Origin of the sequence: Bacillus manliponensis, from assembly GCF_000712595.1 — a bacterium.
Taxonomy (GTDB): Bacteria; Bacillota; Bacilli; order Bacillales; family Bacillaceae_G; genus Bacillus_A; species Bacillus_A manliponensis.
Genome location: NZ_JOTN01000003.1, coordinates 337,716 through 359,817, shown reverse-complemented (window position 1 = coordinate 359,817; position 22,102 = coordinate 337,716). Strand labels below are relative to the sequence as shown.

General features: G+C 35.3%; 24 protein-coding genes and 1 other annotated feature. Of the genes, 6 read left to right on the top strand and 18 right to left on the bottom strand.

Annotation, left to right across the window (positions count from 1 at the left end):
* Positions 1 to 67: 67 nt before the first annotated feature.
* From BAMA_RS24425 to BAMA_RS05875, 3 genes are read right to left on the bottom strand one after another with little or no spacing between them, the layout of a single operon-like run.
* Positions 68 to 220, bottom strand: a complete 153-nt coding sequence (locus BAMA_RS24425) for a hypothetical protein (RefSeq protein WP_157405958.1) — start codon at positions 218 to 220, stop codon at positions 68 to 70.
* A 39-nt stretch (positions 221 to 259) separates the two neighbouring features.
* Positions 260 to 943, bottom strand: coding sequence for a DUF5694 domain-containing protein (locus BAMA_RS05880; protein ID WP_034637078.1), 684 nt, complete (start codon positions 941 to 943; stop codon positions 260 to 262).
* A complete protein-coding gene (locus BAMA_RS05875) occupies positions 940 to 1,497 on the bottom strand; it encodes a nucleoside/nucleotide kinase family protein (protein WP_034637075.1) in 558 nt (185 codons plus the stop codon). Before BAMA_RS05875 ends, BAMA_RS05880 begins: the two co-directional genes overlap by 4 nt.
* 133 nt (positions 1,498 to 1,630) lie before the next feature.
* Here BAMA_RS05875 and BAMA_RS05870 point away from each other — a divergent pair, with 133 nt between their 5' ends.
* The gene (locus BAMA_RS05870; RefSeq protein ID WP_034637073.1) at positions 1,631 to 2,152 is read left to right on the top strand and encodes a GNAT family N-acetyltransferase; all 522 of its coding nucleotides are present in this window, start codon (positions 1,631 to 1,633) and stop codon (positions 2,150 to 2,152) included.
* A 34-nt stretch (positions 2,153 to 2,186) separates the two neighbouring features.
* Complete coding sequence (locus BAMA_RS05865) at positions 2,187 to 2,663, top strand: GNAT family N-acetyltransferase (protein ID WP_034637071.1); 477 nt, start codon at positions 2,187 to 2,189, stop codon at positions 2,661 to 2,663.
* Between the two features lie 56 nt (positions 2,664 to 2,719).
* On the opposite strand, the gene BAMA_RS05860 is transcribed toward BAMA_RS05865, so the two are convergent.
* The 9 genes from BAMA_RS05860 to asnA all read right to left on the bottom strand — a co-directional run bounded on the left by BAMA_RS05860 (position 2,720) and on the right by asnA (position 10,059).
* Entirely contained in the window at positions 2,720 to 3,037 is a 318-nt protein-coding gene (locus BAMA_RS05860; protein WP_034637069.1) for a TM2 domain-containing protein, read from the bottom strand.
* A gap of 300 nt (positions 3,038 to 3,337) precedes the next feature.
* A complete protein-coding gene (locus BAMA_RS05855; RefSeq protein ID WP_034637067.1) occupies positions 3,338 to 3,538 on the bottom strand; it encodes a hypothetical protein in 201 nt (66 codons plus the stop codon).
* 91 nt (positions 3,539 to 3,629) lie between these two features.
* Entirely contained in the window at positions 3,630 to 3,983 is a 354-nt protein-coding gene (locus BAMA_RS05850) for a DUF4257 domain-containing protein (RefSeq protein WP_034637065.1), read from the bottom strand.
* Between the two features lie 67 nt (positions 3,984 to 4,050).
* Positions 4,051 to 5,664, bottom strand: coding sequence for a YndJ family protein (locus tag BAMA_RS05845; RefSeq protein WP_034637063.1), 1,614 nt, complete (start codon positions 5,662 to 5,664; stop codon positions 4,051 to 4,053).
* On the bottom strand, positions 5,661 to 6,281 hold the full coding sequence (locus BAMA_RS05840) for a DUF4166 domain-containing protein (RefSeq protein WP_034637060.1): 621 nt from the start codon (positions 6,279 to 6,281) through the stop codon (positions 5,661 to 5,663). Before BAMA_RS05840 ends, BAMA_RS05845 begins: the two co-directional genes overlap by 4 nt.
* A 1-nt stretch (position 6,282) precedes the next feature.
* The gene (locus BAMA_RS05835) at positions 6,283 to 7,194 is read right to left on the bottom strand and encodes a DoxX-like family protein (RefSeq protein ID WP_034637057.1); all 912 of its coding nucleotides are present in this window, start codon (positions 7,192 to 7,194) and stop codon (positions 6,283 to 6,285) included.
* An 84-nt stretch (positions 7,195 to 7,278) separates the two neighbouring features.
* The gene (locus BAMA_RS05830; RefSeq protein ID WP_034637054.1) at positions 7,279 to 7,851 is read right to left on the bottom strand and encodes a hypothetical protein; all 573 of its coding nucleotides are present in this window, start codon (positions 7,849 to 7,851) and stop codon (positions 7,279 to 7,281) included.
* Positions 7,852 to 8,772: a DMT family transporter gene (locus BAMA_RS05825; protein ID WP_034637051.1), complete on the bottom strand. Its 921-nt coding sequence runs from the start codon at positions 8,770 to 8,772 to the stop codon at positions 7,852 to 7,854. It lies immediately after the preceding gene.
* Between the two features lie 303 nt (positions 8,773 to 9,075).
* Positions 9,076 to 10,059: an aspartate--ammonia ligase gene (asnA, locus tag BAMA_RS05820; RefSeq protein ID WP_034637048.1), complete on the bottom strand. Its 984-nt coding sequence runs from the start codon at positions 10,057 to 10,059 to the stop codon at positions 9,076 to 9,078.
* Positions 10,060 to 10,128: 69 nt separating this feature from the next.
* Positions 10,129 to 10,386, bottom strand: a binding site (T-box leader).
* A 244-nt stretch (positions 10,387 to 10,630) separates the two neighbouring features.
* Between asnA and BAMA_RS23815 the strand changes: the two genes are divergently transcribed.
* Positions 10,631 to 10,774, top strand: a complete 144-nt coding sequence (locus tag BAMA_RS23815; RefSeq protein ID WP_084157901.1) for a DUF3934 family protein — start codon at positions 10,631 to 10,633, stop codon at positions 10,772 to 10,774.
* A gap of 112 nt (positions 10,775 to 10,886) precedes the next feature.
* Here BAMA_RS23815 and BAMA_RS05815 read toward each other — a convergent pair whose 3' ends face one another.
* Together BAMA_RS05815 and malS are read right to left on the bottom strand one after the other, a co-directional pair.
* On the bottom strand, positions 10,887 to 14,060 hold the full coding sequence (locus tag BAMA_RS05815) for a DEAD/DEAH box helicase (protein WP_034637045.1): 3,174 nt from the start codon (positions 14,058 to 14,060) through the stop codon (positions 10,887 to 10,889).
* Between the two features lie 106 nt (positions 14,061 to 14,166).
* On the bottom strand, positions 14,167 to 15,879 hold the full coding sequence (gene malS / locus BAMA_RS05810; RefSeq protein WP_034637043.1) for an oxaloacetate-decarboxylating malate dehydrogenase: 1,713 nt from the start codon (positions 15,877 to 15,879) through the stop codon (positions 14,167 to 14,169).
* Between the two features lie 315 nt (positions 15,880 to 16,194).
* On the opposite strand from malS, the gene pgaC reads away from it, so the two are divergent.
* From pgaC to BAMA_RS05795, 3 genes are read left to right on the top strand one after another with little or no spacing between them, the layout of a single operon-like run.
* Complete coding sequence (pgaC, locus tag BAMA_RS05805) at positions 16,195 to 17,454, top strand: poly-beta-1,6-N-acetyl-D-glucosamine synthase (RefSeq protein ID WP_235184416.1); 1,260 nt, start codon at positions 16,195 to 16,197, stop codon at positions 17,452 to 17,454.
* Positions 17,412 to 17,894 (top strand): poly-beta-1,6-N-acetyl-D-glucosamine biosynthesis protein PgaD, encoded by a 483-nt coding sequence (pgaD, locus tag BAMA_RS05800; RefSeq protein WP_084157899.1) that lies wholly within the window; start codon positions 17,412 to 17,414, stop codon positions 17,892 to 17,894. Before pgaC ends, pgaD begins: the two co-directional genes overlap by 43 nt.
* On the top strand, positions 17,895 to 18,767 hold the full coding sequence (locus BAMA_RS05795; RefSeq protein WP_051758872.1) for a polysaccharide deacetylase family protein: 873 nt from the start codon (positions 17,895 to 17,897) through the stop codon (positions 18,765 to 18,767). It begins immediately after the preceding gene.
* A 21-nt stretch (positions 18,768 to 18,788) separates the two neighbouring features.
* On the opposite strand, the gene BAMA_RS05790 is transcribed toward BAMA_RS05795, so the two are convergent.
* The 4 genes from BAMA_RS05790 to BAMA_RS05775 form a co-directional block, all read right to left on the bottom strand.
* The gene (locus BAMA_RS05790; protein WP_034637041.1) at positions 18,789 to 19,997 is read right to left on the bottom strand and encodes a phospholipase D-like domain-containing protein; all 1,209 of its coding nucleotides are present in this window, start codon (positions 19,995 to 19,997) and stop codon (positions 18,789 to 18,791) included.
* Positions 19,998 to 20,073: 76 nt separating this feature from the next.
* Positions 20,074 to 20,772, bottom strand: a complete 699-nt coding sequence (locus tag BAMA_RS05785) for a prolipoprotein diacylglyceryl transferase family protein (RefSeq protein ID WP_034637039.1) — start codon at positions 20,770 to 20,772, stop codon at positions 20,074 to 20,076.
* A 6-nt stretch (positions 20,773 to 20,778) separates the two neighbouring features.
* Positions 20,779 to 21,342, bottom strand: a complete 564-nt coding sequence (locus tag BAMA_RS05780) for a TlpA family protein disulfide reductase (RefSeq protein ID WP_034637168.1) — start codon at positions 21,340 to 21,342, stop codon at positions 20,779 to 20,781.
* Between the two features lie 26 nt (positions 21,343 to 21,368).
* Positions 21,369 to 22,082 (bottom strand): cytochrome c biogenesis CcdA family protein, encoded by a 714-nt coding sequence (locus tag BAMA_RS05775; RefSeq protein ID WP_034637037.1) that lies wholly within the window; start codon positions 22,080 to 22,082, stop codon positions 21,369 to 21,371.
* Positions 22,083 to 22,102: the final 20 nt, after the last annotated feature.

Here is a 22,102-nt window from a genome sequence, read left to right as displayed (position 1 = left end):
AACATGGAATAAACTTTTGAATAAGAAACTTCTTAAGGCTACAGCTCTTTTTCAAAATCTAATAACATTAACTTTTCTTTATTAGCCTTCCTAACTTCTCTGTAGCTGGGATAGAATCGTAATCTTCATACTTTTCGAGGTCTGCCGCAAAAGCTTCTTTTTGAATATGTAACAATATTTCTGCCTCGTTTACTTTCGTTTTATATACTTCGATTTTCATTTTAGTCTCCTTTAAAGTTTAGCTATTAACTAAATGAAACTATTCAAAAGGATTAATCACCCTCCAACCTATCCCCTCAAATAAATTCTTTAACATCCATACATGATCACTTCCTACTAGTAACAAAACACGTTCACCCGAAGCTTCTGATACTTCAATAACATTTCTAAATATCTTCAATTCTCTCTCAACCCATTTATTTAAAAACGTTATCCCTATTTCACCCTCTCCACTATTAACCTGAACAAAAGATAAATACATTTCTTCAAGTTTCTTAATACTTTTTTCATTATTTAAAGCGATATAAGAATGTATTAATTTCTCCTCACCACTTACTTTATTACATTCCTCTACATAAGCTTTTATTTTATGGAGTATATTTGGATAACTCCCTTGTATCGTTTCATTTAAAGACATCATATCTTGCGCAGTTATATGTCCTTCCCAATTTACTGCAAATACTTCTTTTAGACCTAATTTACGTCCTAACCTAAAGCCGATTTGTTCAACTTCATTCATTTCTAGTTGATTGATATTTCTATGATATTTCTCGTTTAACTCAATATTGTTATCCTTTTCCCATTCCAAGGCTAGTTTTGTAGGAGAAGACGCTGCCAAGTGCTCTACTAACTCTATAATCTCATTTTCTTTTCCCTGCAACCTTTCTACCGCTTGTTCAAAATGGAAGGTTCCTACAAGGATGATTTCATTTGTAGCATTCATTTGCTATCCTCCTTTTTATGTCGTTCCTTGATAGAAGACAAAACTCGCTCCACAATCTCTTTAACAGATAAAGTACCGTCTACTACAATATCTGAGTTCGGTTTCACCGATTGAATCATCTCTACATACGCCGCGCGCCCATGATTTAAATATAGATTCATATCCTCTCTTACATCTTCAATTGAACATATTGAAAAATCTCTTATTAACCTTCTTGCCATCGCAATATCAAGTGGCGTGTCAATATATATTGTCAAATCAATATACTTTCTCATTTCCTCGTTTAAATACGCAAACGGATAATCTAACACAATATAATGAAGCGACTTTGTTAAAAGAGACTGTACGTCTGCAATGAGTGGTCCTAATTTCCATTCATTATAATCCGCTCCACCATCGATCCATTTACAAATATCACTTGGACTACCTGGAAGCTCATAATTATCAAAATGTAACACGTTACAATTGCCAAGTTCCTTCTTTAATGCTTTTGTTACCGTTGTTTTACCACCGCCAGATACAGCTGAAATTGCAATTACCATTGGCTTTTTCATTTCTGAACCTCCAAAACTTGGTATTACATGCATAGAAAAACTATTACATACAGTATATAATAGTTTTATATTTCAGAATATAAAGTTTTATATAAGCTATATAAATTCCTAAAATGAAAGAGGCGATCATTTCATGTTTCAATCAAAACGTATTTCACTCCGAAAATTTACAACTGATGATGTTAAAACATATTACCAGTGGCGAAATGATGTAGAAGTGATGCATTTTACGAATCCAACATTAGACGTATACTCTTTTGATGAAGTTGCTCAGTTTTGTCAGAGCATTATGAGTAGTCCTCATTCCAAAAGTTATATAATTGAAGATAAAGAATCTAAAGAAGCGATTGGTATTACTTCATTAATCAATATCGACTTATATAATAGAAATGCAGAATGTATCATCGATATCGGCAATAAAAATTATTGGGGAAGCGGTTATGGATACGAAGCACTTGAACTGCTACTCAACTATGGCTTTCAAGAGCTAAACTTACACCGCATTCATTTAAGAGTTTTTTCTTTTAACGAAAGAGCGATTAAGTTATATGAAAAACTAGGTTTTGAGCACGAAGGAAGGCAAAAAGAAATGATTTATCGAGATGGAAAGTGGCATGATGTTTTACTATTTGCAAAATTAAACAAGACAAACTGAATCCCACACTACTAAAAACAGATGAGGTGTCTTCATGAATATCAAATTAATAAAAGCAGTCGAATCTGATGCAGAAGCTATTTTCAACATGCAAAAGGAAGCATTTCTTCCCTTATTAGAAACATACCGAGATTACGACACAAATCCTGCAAATGAACGGATTGATCGTGTTATCTCTCGTATTCATCGTCCAAACGGTGGTTTTTATAAGATTATGTATGACAATATTCTTGTCGGTGCAATTGGCATATATGCCGTAGAAAAAACTCAATTTTGGATTAGTCCCATGTTCATACTTCCTCATTATCAAGGAAAAGGAATCGCCCAAAAAGCAATTTGTTTAGCTGAAGAGATGTTTCCAGAGGCAACGAGCTGGGAACTGAAAACATTATTAGAGGAAAAGCGTAATTGCTATTTATATGAAAAGATAGGTTATAAACAAATTGAAGAAATAAAAAAATTAAATGAGAATGCAACACTAGTTCATTATGAAAAAAAGTTATCTAATTAACTTACATATAAAAAAGCAGACTAGCAATATAGCTAATCTGCTTTTTTACATTCATTTTATGCTCCTCGTTTAGCAGAAGTCATTGCCTTTACATTTAAAATAATCTCGCGTTCTACCTGATCATTTTTTTTACCAATGCGACGACCAATAAAGAATACATCGATTAAAGCCCAAATGCCTAAACCACCTAATGTAAGCGTCATCGCAATGGCCATACCGAAATCGCGCGCATAATAGCGATGTCCACCAAGTCCACCTAAGAAAAACCAAATTAAATATGCGATTCCTTTAGACTTTTTGCGTTTCTCAAATTCAGAATTAACCATCGCTAATCCTTCAGCTGATAAATCTTGTTTTAATAATAAATTATCCAACAAAAAAACTCCTCAAAATGTAATATTTATGAATTCGAACATAAATATAACATAAAAAAGCTCACTCGCCCACATAAATTCTTTATATCTAAATAACTTTCATTAAAATAAATACATTATATGTAAATCAATACCTATTATAAAACCTTTTCTACTCTTAAAAACCTATTTCTAAGCTTCATTACCACACCACCATACCTATGCATTCTCGGATCTAAAAAGGGATATGGATACCGATCAATAAATTATACAAAGAAAGGCTTACTTCTAGTCTCCTTGAAATAAGCCAAGATGATACGTTCATTTTTTACGAAATGCAGCTTCCTCTAAACTTTTATTTAACTTTTGTTCAATGTTCTTCAACAATTCTTTTATCCGATTCGAGTAAAGATGTACCGAGCGGGAAGTTTGTGCATTCTCTAATTCTTTAAAGCACTCTACTAGTTCATACTGCTCTTTTTCATTTAAATAATCACATATTTCTTTACTGGGGCGCTTCATAACTCTCACCTCTATTTGTCATTCTTCATCGTATCCACTTTCCTTAACAGGGAATCTACTACCACACTGCTTCTATCATCGACATTTCTCTTTACATTGTATGCTTCTGCTTACTTCTTGTTTCAAGATTATTCACTATTTTTGAAATATCTTTCAACTCACTAGCTTTCTCTTTTTCAGTAAATAAAAGATTATGCAATAAAAACGTCTGACCAGAAATGCCAGCCAAAATAGAAACTTTAATCACATCCAACATCGTTTCTGCACCAAGCATCGCAACGCCAACAATTGATGCTAAACTTCCAACAAACATCTCACCCAAAAAACCAGGATGAAACGCCAACCTCGTCTTCCGTGGTAGGAGAATTTTATTATTGGCAATATAATGACTTGCGATTCCTGAGAACATTCCTGTAATCACCGCTGTTATGATCATCATCATCATAGAAATTCACACCTTTTACGAAGACTTGAAAAGCTTGTTCATTTCTAATGTATGCTGTAAATCTTTTTCATGTTCTTTCAATTTCATAGTTTATCTCGAGAAACTTCATTCCAAATATCCACATCTCATGGTTTGCTACTAATTTCATATCTTTTTTAGCTTGAATCATAAACGTTTCAGTTAATGGTAAACGAACTGTAAAGAAGCGATTGTGCAAATAAATCCCTTCATCTCCGAGTCTATTTTTTTCAAACTTACTTGTAATTATTAAATCTTCATCTTTATTTTTCAACTTTAAAATACCTGTCATATTCATATATGGTAATGGTAACGCAATATTCATATATACCTCATTAGAATGTGAATGTGTTGAATATAGTGCTACGAAGATTGTTTCGTTCTTTTCATTTTTACGTACCCATGCTCTTACGTCTTGTCTACCGTCTTTTTCATCATAAATCCCAACAATATCACCATGCATTTTCTCTAGATGACCACCCATTCCTAAATGAATTTGCTGCACATGTCTACTTATTCTTTCATATAAAAATGCAAATGGCTTAAAAGCACGTGACCATTGAATATATGCTTTCAATTCATACTGCTTTGTATTTTCATAAAAGTCTCGAATAATTGGTGATATATTTCGTTCATCAAAGCTCCTGCTCCGGTATTCCTTCATATCATTTACAAGCCCTGTGTACTCTTTCTTTTCTAGTAAATCATTCTTCCTTAAAAACTCCTCACTAATTTTCATCTTGCCATATATTTGACTCATCGGCTTTCCGTAATACTCATAAGCTGCACTTCTCCTTTCAATTATCCAGCCAAGAAAAGCGGGAAGTGCAACACCAATTCCATTCGCTACGCCATGTATCCATACCATTCGATCAATTGTAATGGTCATCGTTTGCTGAAAATTCCCATATGCGTATATGAGTGAAAAAATAATTGTAATCATTAACGTACTAACAGAAATGACAAGCAATACCTTCGCACTTCTTCGTCTAAATTTTGTTTTCCATACAAAGATTCCATAACCATACAATGCAATTAAATAAATAAGTACAGCCAAAAATTCAATTGTTGTCGAATATGTAATGCCAATTGCAATTGTCATTGGGGAAACAATAATAATCCATGTAATGATGGTATATACTATACTTCTTTCTTGCATTCTACCTAATAACCCTGCACAAATTGGGATTAAAAAAGCTGAGTAATGAAAATGAGCAGCTGTTAATAAAATAATAAGAGGATTAAAGTGCATAATTTGTATATCAGCAACTGCTGCAAATAACCAAAATCCACCTAAAGCTAAGTAAATAAATCCACTATCAATTGCTGTTTCTGATGCTGGCCGCCATCCTCTTTCTAGCAATCTACTTATACCAAGTAACGCGATGATACATGTATATATTAACCATATAAAAGCAAAAACAGTGTGTTCTGTTATAAATGCAAGCATAGCACTACTCGCGGCGATTGGGTAAAGAAAAACAACAAGTTTTGCCACTGGTAAAACTGATCCATCTCTTTTTCTCATATTAGTGATACGGAATGAAGTTGGCACAAATAAAAGAATGGACAACAGTATAAGTGCTTCTATAATGTTAAAATTTTGCAAACCTATTATAAGAAAAACAATATAGCATATTAACCCAAATACGATATTCTTCATTTTTTGCTAACCCTTTCTATAAATGTCCCTTTATAAGAGAAAAGAGGACCAAGTAACAAATTTTCTACACGAACTTGAATTCGAAAACACCCCTTTTCTTCATCAAAACTTTCTACTATTGTTGCTTTTCCATGCAGAAATGTTGGTAACTTCACTTTCATACCAAATACATGTAACCATTGTTTATTTGATGAAATGTGCATCGCTCCTTCATTATCAACCGAAAATTTCAATGTAGATATAAGGAGATGCGGCTCTCCAAAATAATCAATGATTTCACCATTCTTCTCATCTAAATACATCACCGCATGAAAATAACGTTTTTTATCCCCAAATAGAAACATTCGATTCCATCTTACAAATGCTTCTCCTTTTTCATTTTTCTCAACCGTATTATGAATCGTAAATGGAACTGTTTCTCCCCTTTCTGAGAAAAACATTCGAAACTTCGCCGCAATTTTCAAAAGCACTTTGACAAGTTTAGAACCTTCTGCAATTTCATCCATTATTCCGTCTCCAGTAAAATTACGTTTTTCCGTAAGTTTATAACGCTCTTGTAATTTGGGATGTAAACGTTGATACTCTTCACCTAATACTTTCTTATAAATAGAAGACATATTATTGCCCCTTCCTACTTCTTCTACAACTTTTTGCGCTTGGTAAGTTACTACTGTTCATATAACCTATCATCGAAATGCCAAGCAAAACTATATTTAATGTAATTGGATGAAATAGCTCAGAAAAGCTATTAAAATTTACAATTCCTACCGATATGGTAAGAACAAATATCATAATAAGATGTAATAAAAACAACCGTCTTTTTTGGAATGGCAATAGCCATATCACACCAAATATAAATTCTAACAAACCAATGATTTTAATACTATCTTTTATCTCATAATTCGAACCAATAAAAGTAACTAACATTCTTACTTCTTCTTGATGCATAAAAAGGACTTTTGGAATAAAACCTTGATATATCCATACAAATGCAAGTAAAAAACAAACAATCCAATATGTAATGGTTCTTTTTATTAACAAATGGGGATGAAATCCTTTTTCTAACCATAGTTTTAAAGTATCAAAGCTCCAAGCAGTCGCCCAACCTAGTAACGGACGGAATACATATGTATCTATAAACTTTCCTAATCTTCCAAAATTCACATCATAATCGTACTGTGTTTCGAAATGAACTTTCCCTTCAATCGGTGTATATTTCCAATATCCACTTCCTGTTTGAATAAGTGATAACGGATGAGCCGTCCAAAACTTTAAAGCCGATACTCTCTCACCTGTTTCTTTTCGCACTTCACCTACCGATTCACCTTTCCCAGAAATCTCGATACCAAATCCTATTTTTGTTTTATATAAAAAGCGCTGTGGTTCACCTTCTTCTTTTTGAAGATACGATATTTCTGTAAAACGTGCATCCCACTCTGTATGTAACTTTGGATCTTGTGTATATTTCCATAGTTCATCAATATTTGCCTCTATTTCTGTTTGAACGTACACAGATTTTTTCTTTTTCATCTCTTCACCTCTTCTCTTACTTCTTATATTAATTACTTATATATAAAAGTAAAAGACCTTCCAAATAGAAGGTCTTTTCACACACTAACTTTTGTGCACTTCATGCTTTATAACTTTATCATTTTCATCAAATGAAATAACAAGCGTTTCCACATCAATTGGTATAAAACTATCTATCGATGCACCAAGGTAGTACCTCACTTCATTATGAGTACTCCCTTCTGGAGCCTCGCCTTTTCCTAGCAATTCAACAACTTCACTTCTCTTCTTTCCTACTAGCTGGTGTTCCTCTAACAAATGGTCAACCATTAAAACACGTTTATCTTCATGCTTTGCCCATCTCTCTACATCAAACCTTGAATTTTTTTCATTTATACCAAGAATAATGAACAAAATAAGAAGCGGAGCAATTCCAATTTTCACAAAACCAAGCAATTTTCTTTTCCCATCTTTTCTATCATCTATCCCAATAAACTTGTATACAATCCATGCTATAAATGCTAAAAAAAGAAATGGTGATAAAACGAAAATGATACTTGGAATACTAGGCAAAACGTAAAAACTACTTACAGTATAAGCTAGTACCAAACTGATGAATATATATAATACAAAATAACTATAAAAACTTGTCCATAGTAAAATATTTTTTATTTTCATTCACCCATATCCTTTCTTCTCATGTAATTTAGAAATTCTTTCTTTTGGCTTCCAAAATGTAAATGCCATTCCGGCAAAGATCAGTACAATACCGATTGTTTGCAGCATCGTTGGTCTAAATCCTGTTAACACTGTATCTAATAAAATCGCAACAGCTGGATCTAAAAATACGAGTATCGAAATGAGGCTTGTTGATAATCCACGTAAACTATCAAAAAATAAATAGTAGACAAGACCGGTATGAATAAGACCTGTCGCTGCTATGTACATCCAGTTTACTTCCGTTAAGCCTTGGAACTCTTGAAAGTCAACGAAAGGAAGTAACAGAAAAATACCAACACCTGTTTGCACAAATGTCATCGCATAAGCACTTGTCTTTTCAATTCCTTTTCCTAACAAAGTCGTAAACGCATAAAACAATGCAGCAAGAAGCCCCCATACAATACCCGAAGACATAAAACTTTCCAGTGAAGTATTTCCATCTATCCCTGCCACAAATACTGTTCCAACAAAACATATAATAATAGAAAGAACTGATAAAATTGTTAATCTCTCTTTAAAAACAATGCTTCCAATAATCAGGACAATAATTGGTGCAAGATGGTAAACAGAAATCGCAATCGTAATTGACATCATTTCAAATGCTTTAAATAAAAAGACCCAGTTAAACACAAGAAAAAATCCACATGCTAAAATTTGTAGCATTTCTTTTTTATTCCATTGCTCTTTTTTATGATGTCCAGTAAAAAACCAAAAGGCACTTAAAAAGAGCGTTGCACAAATACAACGTACAAACACTAACTCTACCGAAGGTACCCCTGTTTGAACTGAAAAGAATCCTACTGAACCAAAAATCGCCATAGAAACAGCCATTTTTATTGCTGGCAATGACTGCCCCTGTAAACCATTTTTAAAACTCATTGTATCTCCCCCACAATACGATCGTCCAAAATAAGTTTTCTTTCATCATACCAATATATTTCTTAATTCTCAAATATTAACAGAATTTAATTTTACATAAAGTGAAACTTCACTCAGTAGAGGTTTTCTTCATCCCCCACTGAGTGCTAGTTGAACCAATCGGGCTTTTACGGACTGTTTATCTCCCACCTAAACTTCTCTGAATCCTCTAAGTTTTGAGGTGAGAGTCTTACAGCCCGTTAATGCGGGATAAAAAAAGATTCACCTCTTCTAATAGAAAGAGTGAATCTTTTTTTACTTATTTTAGAAGAGATGAATGTTTTCTTTTTTACAAGCTTCTCTCATCTCATCTGGCCATACAGATGATTGTACCTCACCGATATGTGCTTTACGTAAGAAATACATACACATTCTCGATTGTCCAATTCCTCCGCCAATTGTAAGTGGCAGTACATCTTCTAAAATTCCTTTATGGAAATCATACTCACGCTTAAAGTCTTCTCCTGTTTTTGTTAATTGCTCATCAAGCGATTTGCTATCAACACGAATCCCCATTGACGATAGCTCAAATGAAGATTGCAATACTGGATGCCAAAATAAAATGTCACCATTTAATTTCCAATCATCATAGTCAGATGCACGACCATCGTGCTTCTCTCCCAATTGAAGAACATCACCAATTCCAATAATGAAAACTGCACCATGTTCTTTCGCAATCGCATGTTCACGATCTTTCGCTGTTAAATGTGGATATTTATCTTCTAACTGTTGCGAAGTAATAAATACGATTTCTTCCGGTAAATACTTACCAAGGAACGGATATTTCTCAAATAAATGATCTTCTAAATCTTTAAAGATTCCGTAAATTGTTCGTACTGTTTCTTGTAAATATTCTACAGTGCGCCATTCTCTCGCAACAATTTTCTCCCAGTCCCACTGGTCAACATAAATGGAATGTGTTGCGTCTAGTTCTTCATCACGGCGAATCGCATTCATATTTGTATATAGACCTTCGCCAGCTTCATATTTATATTCATGAAGAGCGAATCGTTTCCATTTTGCAAGTGAATGAACGATTTCTAGCTCTTCCCCTGTATGCAACATATCAAATTCAATTGGACGTTCCACACCGTTTAAGTGATCGTTTAAACCTGACTTCTTCGTTACGAATAGTGGTGCAGATACACGGAATAATCCGAGACGTTTTGCTAATTGATCTTCAAAAAATGTTTTTACTTCCTTAATCGCAATTTGTGTCTCTCTTACCGTCATTAATGATTGATACATATTATTTTCCTCCTAAAATGCTTAGATGTAGTGGAAAGAACCATTAAAAAAAGCCCTCCTTCCCATAAAAACTGGGACGAAAGGCTTTGGTTCCGCGGTACCACCCAAATTAGCAACAGAGGTTGCTCACTTATACAGTACGGAGAGAAAAACTCGATACTGCTCTTCTTGTAACGGCGAAGTTCCCGGCTAAATCTACTTTCCTAATAAAGGATTTCGGTTAGCGACTCCAGGATGTTCTTCATAATAGGCTTCGCATTAGGCTCACACCATCCCTAACTCGCTTTGACTACGTCCTATTACTACTCTTCCTTTCACAGTCGTTTTATTGTTACATCTCTGAAACATTTTATTAATGATTATTCTATACGAAAAAACAAAGAAGTCAACAAAAAAATGAAAATTTTTATAAAATTTATACTAGAATAACTTCTCCTATCGATATTAAACGACGGATTCTCCCACTCCAGCTCTTATTATGCTATACTGAAATACCCTATAACGATTAAACAAAGAAAAACAATCGATTTGTAAAATATATTTGCTATACAGCAATAATGGAGTGGATAATATGACAAAGGAAAAAAAGAAAAAGAGTGGCATCGGTAACGGGACAGGTAGTAAGGGCTGGAAACGATGGACAAAAAGTGCAAATAAAAAGAAAAGTGCTAAACCTTATACAAGTAAAGGGACAAAGACTGCTGGAAAGAAATAAATATGTAAATACCCTTAGCAAAAAAAGACCTTCAAAACGTGAAGGTCTTTTTCTTTACTAATAATTTTTATATCATTTTCATAACTATCATCATAACAATCCTCTTTACAGGTCAAATCATCAAAATCTCCCGAATCTCATCTTCCGTAATCGCTGAAACTCCTTCTTTCCCCAGTTCAATCACATCAGCGATTAAATCTTTCTTTTTCTCCTGAAGCTCATTCATTTTTTCTTCGATTGTACCGTGAGCAATCATTTTAATCACTTGCACTGTATTTTTTTGTCCCATACGGTAGGCACGGTCTGCTGCTTGCTGCTCTACTGCTGGATTCCACCAGACGTCATATAAAATAACCGTGTCAGCGCCCGTTAAGTTCAGCCCCGTTCCACCAGCTTTTAACGAAATCAAGAACAAGTTACCTTCTCCTTCATTAAATCGGTTACAGAGCTCAACACGCTCTTCTGAAGGTGTGTTGCCGTCTAAATAAAAATAAGGCATCCCCTTTCGAATGAGCTCTCTTCCAATAATCGATAGCATTTTTGTAAACTGAGAGAAAATCAATATTCGTTTCCCTGTACTACGGCATTCTTCAATAATGTCTAACAGCTGTTCAAACTTAGCTGAACTCCCTTTGTAATCGTCAACGAATAAAGCTGGATGACAGCATAATTGACGAAGACGTGTAATACCAGCTAAAATTCTTATTTTATTTTTTCGGAATGTATCTTTATCTAAATGCTTTAACGTATCATGTTTTAATTTTGCTAAGTACGCCGCATATAATTTCTTCTGTTCCGGAAGTAACTCTGACGTTTGTAAATGTTCGATTTTATCCGGTAGTTCTTGTAATACATCCTCTTTTAAACGGCGCAGTATAAATGGCTTTACGCGCTTCGCAATTTGTTCTCTCTGTAAATCCATAAACTCTCGTTTTTCTGGTAATAACTCCGGAAAAATAACATAAAAAATTGACCATAGTTCTTCAAGTGAGTTTTCTACTGGCGTCCCTGTTAAAGCGAAGCGATGATTGGCTCTTAGTGACTTCACTGCTTTTGCTGTTTGTGTTGTGCTATTTTTAAATGCTTGTGCTTCATCAAAAAAGACAGTATGAAAAACTTCAGCTTCATACAGCCTCATATCTCGGCGCAGTAACGGATACGATGTAATTACAACATCCACTTCAGAAGCACGGCGCACAAACTTTCTTCTTTCTAGTTGGTTCCCGTCAATAATGCGTGCATTGATATGCGGCGTAAATTTCTTTAGTTCATGTAACCAGTTATACGTTAAAGAAGACGGTGCTACAATTAACACTGGTACTTTTCGATCCCGAACTTCAGATAATATTGAGGCAATAAAGGCGATGCTTTGCAGTGTTTTCCCAACGCCCATATCATCTCCAAGAATGCCGCCAAATCGATAATGCGCGAGCATTTTCATCCACTGAAATCCATCTACTTGATACTCGCGGAGCACACTTTGTACACAATCAGGAACTTCAAATCCCAATGTACTTGGATTTCGAATGCTTTCTAGTAACTCAGTCACTGTATCATCTACATGTAAAATATTCCCCTCTTCAAAGGAACGAAACCATTTCATACTTTGAATCAGTGGTAACCGTATTTCTCTGTCACTATACAACATGTCGTGCCTTGCGTTTGCTTCTTTTATAAAACGATTAATCTCTTGAAACTCTCTACTTTCTAGTGATAGTAACGAACCGTTTCCTAACCGGTAATATTTCCTTTGTTCTTGAAGTGCTGTTAAGACGTCTTTAATTTGCGCCTCAGGAATTCCTTTTATATCAAAACGATAGGATAACCAATCGATTCTCTCGCCTCGCTTCACGCGTATGAGCGGAGTTACATCTCTAGGTGCAACTCGTAATTTCACTACAGTCGTTGCATATATGTGCAGCAATTTATGCAACGTTGGAACGACGTGATATAAAAAATTGTACTCTGCTTCCTCATTGTGAAGGTAATAACCACCTTCTGTTTTCGTAAACGCACTTTCATCCATCACTTGTAAAATTTCTGCTTCTTTCTCTTCATCACGAAGAAAGAAAGAATTTTCCCTCGTCTCTTCTAACGGATTAATAACGACATTCCCATAATGAAACTCAAGCCCCGCAAGTAACCTGTCTTTCACCCTATCTAAAAATAGCTTCGCCTTTAATACAGGCTTTTCAAGGCGTTCTGTTACATTATCAGCAACTTGAACGTATCCAACCTTCATCAAACTCGGAATCACTTTTTCTACAAAATAAGCTGCTCTTTCAGCCGGAATATAAAACTGATCTGTACTTGATCCGTTCATCATTTTCTTTAATTCCATAAGCCGTTTACAATTCTCAACATCTAACTCATATAGTTTTCCTTCCGAAAAGCCATAACCGTAAGATTCCATTACTTTTACATTTTGCAAACCATCAATTTGGAGCGTATAACCTCCGCTTGTTTCTTTATAAAATTGATAATAGACCGGCAGTAAATCACGGGACAACTCTAGGCCTTCGAATGTTTTCCCGTCATACTGAACTGTTACAAGTGGAATTGTAATAAGCAAAGAAAACAGCGTTTCCCATGAAGAAGGCGGAATAAAAATCATATCTTCATAACGATGTAACGGATGTAAATACACTTTTTCATTGCGATAAACTTGAATGAGCAGCTGAAGAATGGCATCCGTTTCATGCTCAAAACTATGCACAGCCGGATCATACATAAAACCATCCTCACACGTAAATGACTCTCTTTTTTCAACTTGATTTAAAAACTCTCTCACATCATGCACATTGTGTTTCCGGTTTAACTTCAGCTGAACACCAAATAACTCACTTCCATTTTCAAACGTAACAGGAATACATATGCATTCCACATGCAATACCTTTCTTGTGTCAAATCGATGTTGTTTACTTTTTGGCTTTAACGGCTTGTCACCAAATAAATCAAACATTTCATTTTCAGATAACACATATGCTGAACTTTTCCGCTGTGCATCATCGATATATAGAAGTACCGCTGCGATATGTTGACAATAATACTGTACAGAAGTGAGTGATGGGCAACTACATTTCGCAATGATATCGTCATGTGTTCTGTTTTCTACCGTTACGTAAAAGGGTTCGTCCCCTTCTACCACCGCCTTACCAACAGGAGCATTCTCAACATTTTCAACCGTTACTTTATTCGTTCGAAGGTAGGCTTCACCTTTTTTGTAGGATGTTTCACCACATAGCTCTTTTATCATCTTTTTACTCAATTTAACATGATTGTCCATTTCATCCCTCTATCGTATGTATGTTCTTATCTATTATTTTACACACCATTTCGCCATATACAAATGAAAAAGCCCGTTTGTTTATACAAACGGACTTCTACATAGATTATACTGTTACTTTTTCAACCGCTTTTACATTACGATATACAGGCTGCCACATAGAAGCTTTGACAGCTTGTTCAATTTCTTCGTCATTCATTTCATTACGAGCAACACCTTCAGTAACTGCAGCCTTTGCTACTGCCACTGCTACCGCTTCGGAAACTGTACGTAACTCTTCAACTTCTGGAAGAATCGCTGCACCTTGCTTACTTACGTCTACCATATTTACAACAGCTTCTGCTGCCGCTGCAAACATAGCGTCTGTCATCAGACGAGCTCGAACTACAATCGTACCAAGGCCAAGTCCTGGGAAGATTAATGCATTGTTACATTGTCCAATTGAATATGTCACACCGTCATATGTAACAGGATCGAATGGACTTCCTGTCGCAACAAGTGCACGTCCTTCTGTCCAGTTCATTAAATCAACTGGCTTTGCTTCTGCAAGCGGCGTTGGATTTGACATTGGTAAAATAATTGGGCGCTCTACATGCGAAGCCATTTCTTTCACAATCTCTTCACTGAACGCACCTGCTACTGTTGATGTACCAATTAAAATGGTTGGTTTCACATGCTTTACAACATCAGCAAGCCCAATTGTACCGTTTTGCTTCCAATCTTCTACTTCACTTACTTTACGTGCATATGGAACTTGGAAGTTCAATAAGTTATCCATATCATCTGTTAATAAACCAGGACGATCAATGCACCAGAAACGTCCGTTTGCTTCTTCCTCTGTTAAACCATCACGCACCATTGCATCACGTACTTGATCTGCAATTCCAATTCCAGCTGTACCAGCGCCAAATACAACAACGCGGTGTTCACATAATGGCATACCTGAAGCTTTTACCGCAGATAATACAGCCGCAAGTGAAACAGCTCCAGTTCCTTGAATATCATCGTTAAACGTACATACTTCATCACGATATTTATCTAAAATTCTACGTGCATTTTGAGAGCTAAAATCCTCCCAATGAAGCATTGCATTTGGAAACTTGTTACATACTGTTTTCACAAACTTATCGATGAAATCATCGTACATTTCACCCGTTACACGTGGGTGGCGATTTCCAATATAGAACGGGTTCGTTAATAGATCTTCACGGTTCGTACCAACATCTAAGATTACTGGTAATACGCGGCTTGGATCGATTCCAACTGCTGCCGTGTACACTGCTAATTTTCCAATCGCGATGTTAATACCACCAACACCCCAGTCACCAATTCCTAAAATCCCTTCACCATCTGTCACAACAATTAAATCTGTATTGTCAGTAGTTGCACCAATGTTCGCAAACGCTTCCTCAATACCGTTTGGATCATCAATTGATAAATAAACTCCACGAGGTTTACGATATTCATGACTATAACGTTGAATTGCTGTCCCAACAGTTGGCGTATATACAATCGGAAGCATTTCACGTAAATGATCCGTCAGCAAACGATAAAATAATACTTCGTTACGATCATGTAACGCTGTTAAGTATACATTCTTTAATAAATCGTCTGGCTGTGAGCAAAATTGCTTATACGCACGGCGCGCTTGCTCATCAAGTGTTAATACTGCAGGTGGCAATAGTCCTTTTAAGCCTAATGCTTTTCTCTCTTCTTCTGTAAAGGCAACTCCTTTATTTAGAAGCGGTGTTCCTAATATTTCTGCTCCCCTTAATGTTGTTTCTAAATCCCCATTAGGAGACACTGTAAACTTGGTCATACTATCCCTACCCCTATTTATATATATTTTGTTTCTATAATTATAACAAAAAGAAGAGGAAAGTCCTCTTACTTTTCAGTTTTTCTAAAAAAATTTTATGACCAAAACAATTCACGTCCTCTAACTTTCATTTATACAATCGATAACTCACATTACTATACAACAAACTTAATATTTATAAATTAGTCGATTCAATAATTAACCTCTTTCAAGTAACACTAATAATTCCCTTTATGCTGTTAAAAGATATTACTAAAACTATTTCATTTCTATTTTTGTAATACACATTTCAAAAGTTAAAAAGGACTGGTCAAATTGGAATTTTACCTTTTAGAATTTAACCCTTGGATTGAACCACTTGCACAGTTTGTTTTTTGGTATCCATTTATTATGGCTTTATTTTGGATTGCTGGTGCTTTTATTTTTAGTTTGACGCGAGAAAAACAAGAGAAGCTGACGTATAACGAAAGAGATTGGCCATTAATCAGCGTTTTAATCCCTTGTTACAACGAAGAAGAAACAATTGCCGAAACAATTAAATACTTAGATCGACTTCATTATCCTCATTTAGAAATTATCGCTGTTAATGATGGCAGTCATGATAAAACGGGTGAAATTTTAATAGCTCTCGCCTCTACGTATGAACGTCTACGTGTCATTGATTGTCGTGAGAACCGAGGAAAAGCGAATGCATTGCATATAGCTGCACACGCCGCAAAGTCAGAATATCTACTTTGCGTTGACTCAGATGCTTTTTTAGACCAAGATGCTCCTTATTACTTAATGCGCCACTTTTTAATGCGAGGTGAACGTCTTGGTGCGGTAACTGGAAATCCGCGCATTCGAAACCGTGACACTCTTCTAAGTCGGATGCAGTTAGTTGAATATTCCTCTATTATCGGTTCCATTAAACGAACGCAGCGTATTATAGGAAAAATCATGACGGTTTCTGGTGTCATCGTCATGTTCCGTAAAAAAGCTCTTATTTCTGTTGGACTATGGGACCGAGACATGATTACAGAAGACATTGCAGTTTCTTGGAAACTACAAAAAAAATTTTGGGATATTCGCTACGAACCACGTGCTATATGCTGGATGTTAGTACCTGAATCGTTATCAGGAATCTGGAACCAACGTGTACGTTGGTCTCAAGGTGGACAAGAAGCGATATTACGTCATTTTGATATTTTTACCGATTGGCGTCAGCGTCGGATTTGGCCTATCTATATAGAACAAGTCATTAGTGTCATTTGGGCATATGCTTGGCTCATTGTAACAATTTACTTGTTGATTACCGCTGATAAAATCCAAAAAATGTTAATCTGGTTCACTTACAACTCGTTTGCATTAGTACTTATTAGTCATGTTCAGTTACTTATTTCGTTATGGAACGATGCAAGATATGATAAAGTGCTACGTTACTATATTTGGGCAGCTTGGTACCCTGCAATGTATTGGATGATTAACACATTTGTAGTCATTGCAGCTACTCCAAAAGCCATTTCTTCACGTTTGAAAGGAGGATATGCAACATGGAGTTCACCAGACAGAGGAAGCAGAAAGAGCAACCCGTAACAAATTCATGCGATTTTGAAGACGAAATTCTTGTAAAAACAAAGCATAGCTTAATTCGAAAAATCATCGCTATCGTGTTAACTGTAATTTTTTGGCTGTACACAATCGTTATTGTATGGTTCTTCTTAAGTGCCATGTTAAATATCAATGATCAATATATCGCTATTGTAAAAATTGCTTTTAATGTTACAAATTCAGATATTCGTCAGCTCATTTTTCTTAGTTTCCTTTTACTTATTTTATTAACAGCATTACTCTTTATATGGCGCACATATAATAAGCAAAGATTTGGTTCATTAACACGAAGAAAAACGCCACCTCACACAACAATGAAAGATTGGTTGGCGTTAGATTTAATGGAAGAATCCGATATACAACAACTTCAAGAAAACAAAGTAACTGTATTCCATACAAATCCAGTAAAGGAACTAAAAAAATAGATGAAAAATAAAATAATAAAGTGGCTAATATTATTAACTCTACTAATCGGATTATCATGGAAAATATGGAGTCTACCTAGCGAAACAAATATAGATATGCCTAATTATACAGAGCTCCCAAAAGAAAATATTTGCCTTGGATTAAATTATCATCGTATTCATTCGCCTAGCCTTTGGAATAAAACAGTAGAATTTCTCACCGGCACAAAGGAGTTAACTACTTATAATGTTTATGCGGATGAATTTGCGAAACAAATGAGATGGCTAAAAAAACAACAAGTATTTTTAGCAACTCAAAATGATTTATATGAATTTAGACAAGGAAGGGAAATCCCTAACAATTGTGTTTGGATTTCATTTGATGATGGTGATGAAAGTATATACAATAATGCTTTTCCAGTTCTAAAACAATATGACATTCCATTTACAATGTATTTGATTACTGGGCACGTTGGTGAAGCATTTCAAAACTTCAATTTAGCCACATGGGATCAGTTAAGATCGATGCAAAAAAGTGGTTTAGTTGACTTTGGAAGCCATACACACGACATGCATTATACAAAGAATGGAAAAGCCGTATTTTTAAATGAAGGATACGCAGAGTCATTTCGGATTGATTTACAAAGGAGTAAGCAAACAATGGAACAGGAACTTGGGGTCAACATTTCTACCATCGCTTATCCATTTGGTGAAACAAACAAAACCGTTACAGAAATTGTACAACAGGAAGGTTTTAAACAGGCTTTTATTTTAAGTCCAAATCCAATCTCGCAACGTAACACACTTTTCTATACGAACCGTTATTTGCTAGATCAAAATGTATTTAATCAATTTGTTAAACCTTATATCCAACAACAAAATGAAAAAAGGTAGAAGATGATGTTCTTCTACCTTTTATAAATAATAATGAAACAACGACGCAACCTTCTCCTTGCAACGTCCCCAAAACGATAACTTTTCAAAATACGATGCCGTCATCTTTTTTGAATCTTGTATATCTTTCATCATAGTTGTTTCTAACTCTTTAGCAATATCCCCGCCAGTTATATAAAAATCCATTTCATCATTCAAATGAAAGCTACGTGATGTAAAATTCATTGTTCCTATCACTGTTGTTTTTTTATCAATTAACACCGCTTTTCCATGAAACATTCCTTTTTTATAGCCATATACATCTATCCCATGTTTTAAAGATTTGCGTATATATGGGTATGCCGCTTCTTTTATAAGCGGAATATCTGGCTTGAGTGACCATATTACTTTTACGGATACCCCTCGCTTTCGTGCTGCAATTAATGCATCCATCACACCGTTATCGTACGGAGTAAAATATGGTGTCGCAATGACAATTGATTGCTTTGCTCCTTTTATAAGCTGAATATACTTTTTTGTAACGTGATGACCATTATAACTTACCATCGTATGTAACGTGTTTCCTTTTTCAACTGGCTGTATATTTCTTTTGATTGTTTCTCCTGTATCCCGCTTCCAATCTAATGTAAACTGTTCTTCTAAATCATGTACCCCTTCTCCTTGCACACGTACATGATAATCTCGCCAATATCCAAAAGGTCCTTTTCCTAAATACTCATTTCCAATATTAAAACCACCTGTATATCCTACCTTATCATCTACCGTTGTAATACGGCGATGATTCCGATGATGTACAGAATAAAAAAAGAACGGTAATTCCGGCTTCCTACTATAAGTAAAATGAGCACCGCTTTCTTTTAATTCTTTTTCAGCTTTCTTTTTAAAAGAAGTATCATTAATCCAATCTACTGACACATACACCTTTACTCCTGCTCGTGCCCTTTCTTTCAATATGTTTAAAAAAGTATGGCTACTTTTATCATCTGAAATGATGAAAAAGTACGTATAAATCGATTGTTTAGCCCCTTTTAAATCCGAAAACAACTGCTTATACAATTCCTTTCCATCATCATATAATTGAAAATCACTATAGTGAGGCGCATATTGTTTCGGCTGGTTATACTTTGCCTCTACCTTTCGTCCAAGCGTCACGTCCCAATGCATCCAAAATAGAAACAACACAACGATACTAGTGGTAATCAAGAAGATTCGAATTGCCTTTTTCATCATTTTTTGCTTCCTTCCGTTCAAAATGATTGTCTGTCGGTAGTATGGCAATTCGCTCTTATTTTATGTAAAAAACCTTTCACGTGAGATGTGAAAGGTTTTTTTGATTCATTAAAATCCCTACGCTTATCATAATAAATCCTAACAGTTGACTAAATGAGACCCCTAAAAAATACGGATGTTGCTCGATAAAAAACGAAAGGAAAATACGTGCGCTTCCTTCTCCAATAAGAAAATAACGAATATATTTCCCACTACCAAGCTTCTCTTTTCGCAACCATAACCACGCTAGTAAGAAAGTGGCTATCAATATTTCATACAAATGGATTGGATGATAGGCAAATTTCGAATCGTATACGTGCATGCCCCATGGCAATTCTGTTTGAAATCCGTACACTGGGTTCAATATATAATACACGATAAGCGCACTACTAATTCCAAACGGAAGTATGTCGAGCAAAACAGAAAATGAAAACGACTCTTTCTTCCATTTCCATACTATATAACTAACAGCAATCAAACAGCCGATTATGACGTGTTTCATACTGCCAGCCGTTAACAACGCAGCCATTGGTGAAGCAATGGCCCAGCTCGGATTCAAAATAGCCGGTGCAAACTTCCATGTAAATAATATAATAAGCAATGCGTTTGTTAACATATCAAGTAGTCTTTCATATGGTATATGATGCTTCTTCATTACTTGCTTCATCATAATAAGTCCAAGTAAACTACCTAATATCGGAGCAGCTAACTGTAATTTCAGCATCCAACTCTCCATGTGTAATTAACCTTCAATTAATTGCTGGAACTTCTTTTCTAACTCTTCTGGTGGTAACACACCAATTACACGATCAACAATCACACCATCTTTATCTACAAAATATGTCGTTGGCAAGGAAACCACTTTATAAGCCACTCCAGCAACACCATCCATATCTAGTAATACAGGGAATTGAAACTTATGACGCTCTGCAAATTGTTTTGCTCCTTCAACAGAATCACCAAGCGTTGCATTCACCGCAAAGATTTCAATTTGCCCGTTATATTTTTCATATAAATGAACTAAATCAGGAGCTTCTACTTCACACGGACCACACCATGATGCCCAAAAATTAATAATATACGGCTTCCCTTTTGCATCACTTAAAGAATGTACTGTTCCATTAAAGTCTTTCAATGTAATGTTTGGTGCTTTAAACCCTGGTTCTGGCACCGCTTCTAGTTTTTTATCTTTTTCTTTTACCGTTTTTTCTTCTTTTAATTTTTTCACTTCTTGTTGTGAGTTGTAAAAGTTAATACCCGTCCATACAAGGGCACCGACTAATACAACCATAATCAATTTTTTTATCATATTTTGATCCTCCTATGTATATACTAAAATCCTGTAAATCCACCAAATAATTTAATAAGAAACGCAGTAATTTTCGTCATTTGATTTGTGTAAAGTAATATACCCGTTACAATCAACATGACGCCACCAATCTTCATCATAACATTTGCATATTTGACAATCCACCTTACTTTCCCAATAAAGAAAGCCATAACGAAAAATGGGATGGCAAAACCTAATATATATGCTGCAATGTAAATGAGCGCTTGGTCTGGATTTGTTGCCCCAAGCATTAATACAGCTGTAAAAATTGGTCCAATGCACGGCGTCCATCCTGCTGCATATGTAATCCCAACAAGCAAAGAGCGCATATACCCTGTTGATTTGCTTTTAAACTGTAGTTTCTTTTCACCCATTAACCATTTTGGCTGGAATATTCCCACCATAAATAATCCCATAACAACAATGAAAATGCCACCAATTTGCTGAATAAGGCGCTGATGAGAGGCAAATGCCACACCAATCCAACTAAATGAAAATCCTAAAGCGAAAAATATAACGGAAAATCCAATAATAAAAAACAACGTATGCATAAGAGCAGAGCGCTGCATCATCCCTCGGTTTTCCTGTAAGTCTTTAATTGATACGCCCGTAATATACGATAAATACGACGGATAAAGGGGTAAAGAGCATGGTGAAACAAATGATAAAATCCCCGCTCCTAATACGAGCCATATCGTTAAATCTGCTGCATTCATTTTACTTCCTCCTACTTTAC

Bases quoted from the DNA above. Each gene is read 5' to 3' on its own strand.
- BAMA_RS24425 (WP_157405958.1), bottom strand. From the start codon at position 220: ATGAAAATCGAAGTATATAAAACGAAAGTAAACGAGGCAGAAATATTG.
- BAMA_RS05880 (WP_034637078.1), bottom strand. From the start codon at position 943: ATGAATGCTACAAATGAAATCATCCTTGTAGGAACCTTCCATTTTGAA.
- BAMA_RS05875 (WP_034637075.1), bottom strand. From the start codon at position 1,497: ATGAAAAAGCCAATGGTAATTGCAATTTCAGCTGTATCTGGCGGTGGT.
- BAMA_RS05870 (WP_034637073.1), top strand. From the start codon at position 1,631: ATGTTTCAATCAAAACGTATTTCACTCCGAAAATTTACAACTGATGAT.
- BAMA_RS05865 (WP_034637071.1), top strand. From the start codon at position 2,187: ATGAATATCAAATTAATAAAAGCAGTCGAATCTGATGCAGAAGCTATT.
- BAMA_RS05855 (WP_034637067.1), bottom strand. From the start codon at position 3,538: ATGAAGCGCCCCAGTAAAGAAATATGTGATTATTTAAATGAAAAAGAG.
- BAMA_RS05850 (WP_034637065.1), bottom strand. From the start codon at position 3,983: ATGATGATGATGATCATAACAGCGGTGATTACAGGAATGTTCTCAGGA.
- BAMA_RS05845 (WP_034637063.1), bottom strand. From the start codon at position 5,664: ATGAAGAATATCGTATTTGGGTTAATATGCTATATTGTTTTTCTTATA.
- BAMA_RS05840 (WP_034637060.1), bottom strand. From the start codon at position 6,281: ATGTCTTCTATTTATAAGAAAGTATTAGGTGAAGAGTATCAACGTTTA.
- BAMA_RS05835 (WP_034637057.1), bottom strand. From the start codon at position 7,194: ATGAAAAAGAAAAAATCTGTGTACGTTCAAACAGAAATAGAGGCAAAT.
- BAMA_RS05830 (WP_034637054.1), bottom strand. From the start codon at position 7,851: ATGAAAATAAAAAATATTTTACTATGGACAAGTTTTTATAGTTATTTT.
- BAMA_RS05825 (WP_034637051.1), bottom strand. From the start codon at position 8,772: ATGAGTTTTAAAAATGGTTTACAGGGGCAGTCATTGCCAGCAATAAAA.
- asnA (WP_034637048.1), bottom strand. From the start codon at position 10,059: ATGTATCAATCATTAATGACGGTAAGAGAGACACAAATTGCGATTAAG.
- BAMA_RS23815 (WP_084157901.1), top strand. From the start codon at position 10,631: ATGACAAAGGAAAAAAAGAAAAAGAGTGGCATCGGTAACGGGACAGGT.
- BAMA_RS05815 (WP_034637045.1), bottom strand. From the start codon at position 14,060: ATGGACAATCATGTTAAATTGAGTAAAAAGATGATAAAAGAGCTATGT.
- malS (WP_034637043.1), bottom strand. From the start codon at position 15,879: ATGACCAAGTTTACAGTGTCTCCTAATGGGGATTTAGAAACAACATTA.
- pgaD (WP_084157899.1), top strand. From the start codon at position 17,412: ATGGAGTTCACCAGACAGAGGAAGCAGAAAGAGCAACCCGTAACAAAT.
- BAMA_RS05795 (WP_051758872.1), top strand. From the start codon at position 17,895: ATGAAAAATAAAATAATAAAGTGGCTAATATTATTAACTCTACTAATC.
- BAMA_RS05790 (WP_034637041.1), bottom strand. From the start codon at position 19,997: ATGATGAAAAAGGCAATTCGAATCTTCTTGATTACCACTAGTATCGTT.
- BAMA_RS05785 (WP_034637039.1), bottom strand. From the start codon at position 20,772: ATGGAGAGTTGGATGCTGAAATTACAGTTAGCTGCTCCGATATTAGGT.
- BAMA_RS05775 (WP_034637037.1), bottom strand. From the start codon at position 22,082: ATGAATGCAGCAGATTTAACGATATGGCTCGTATTAGGAGCGGGGATT.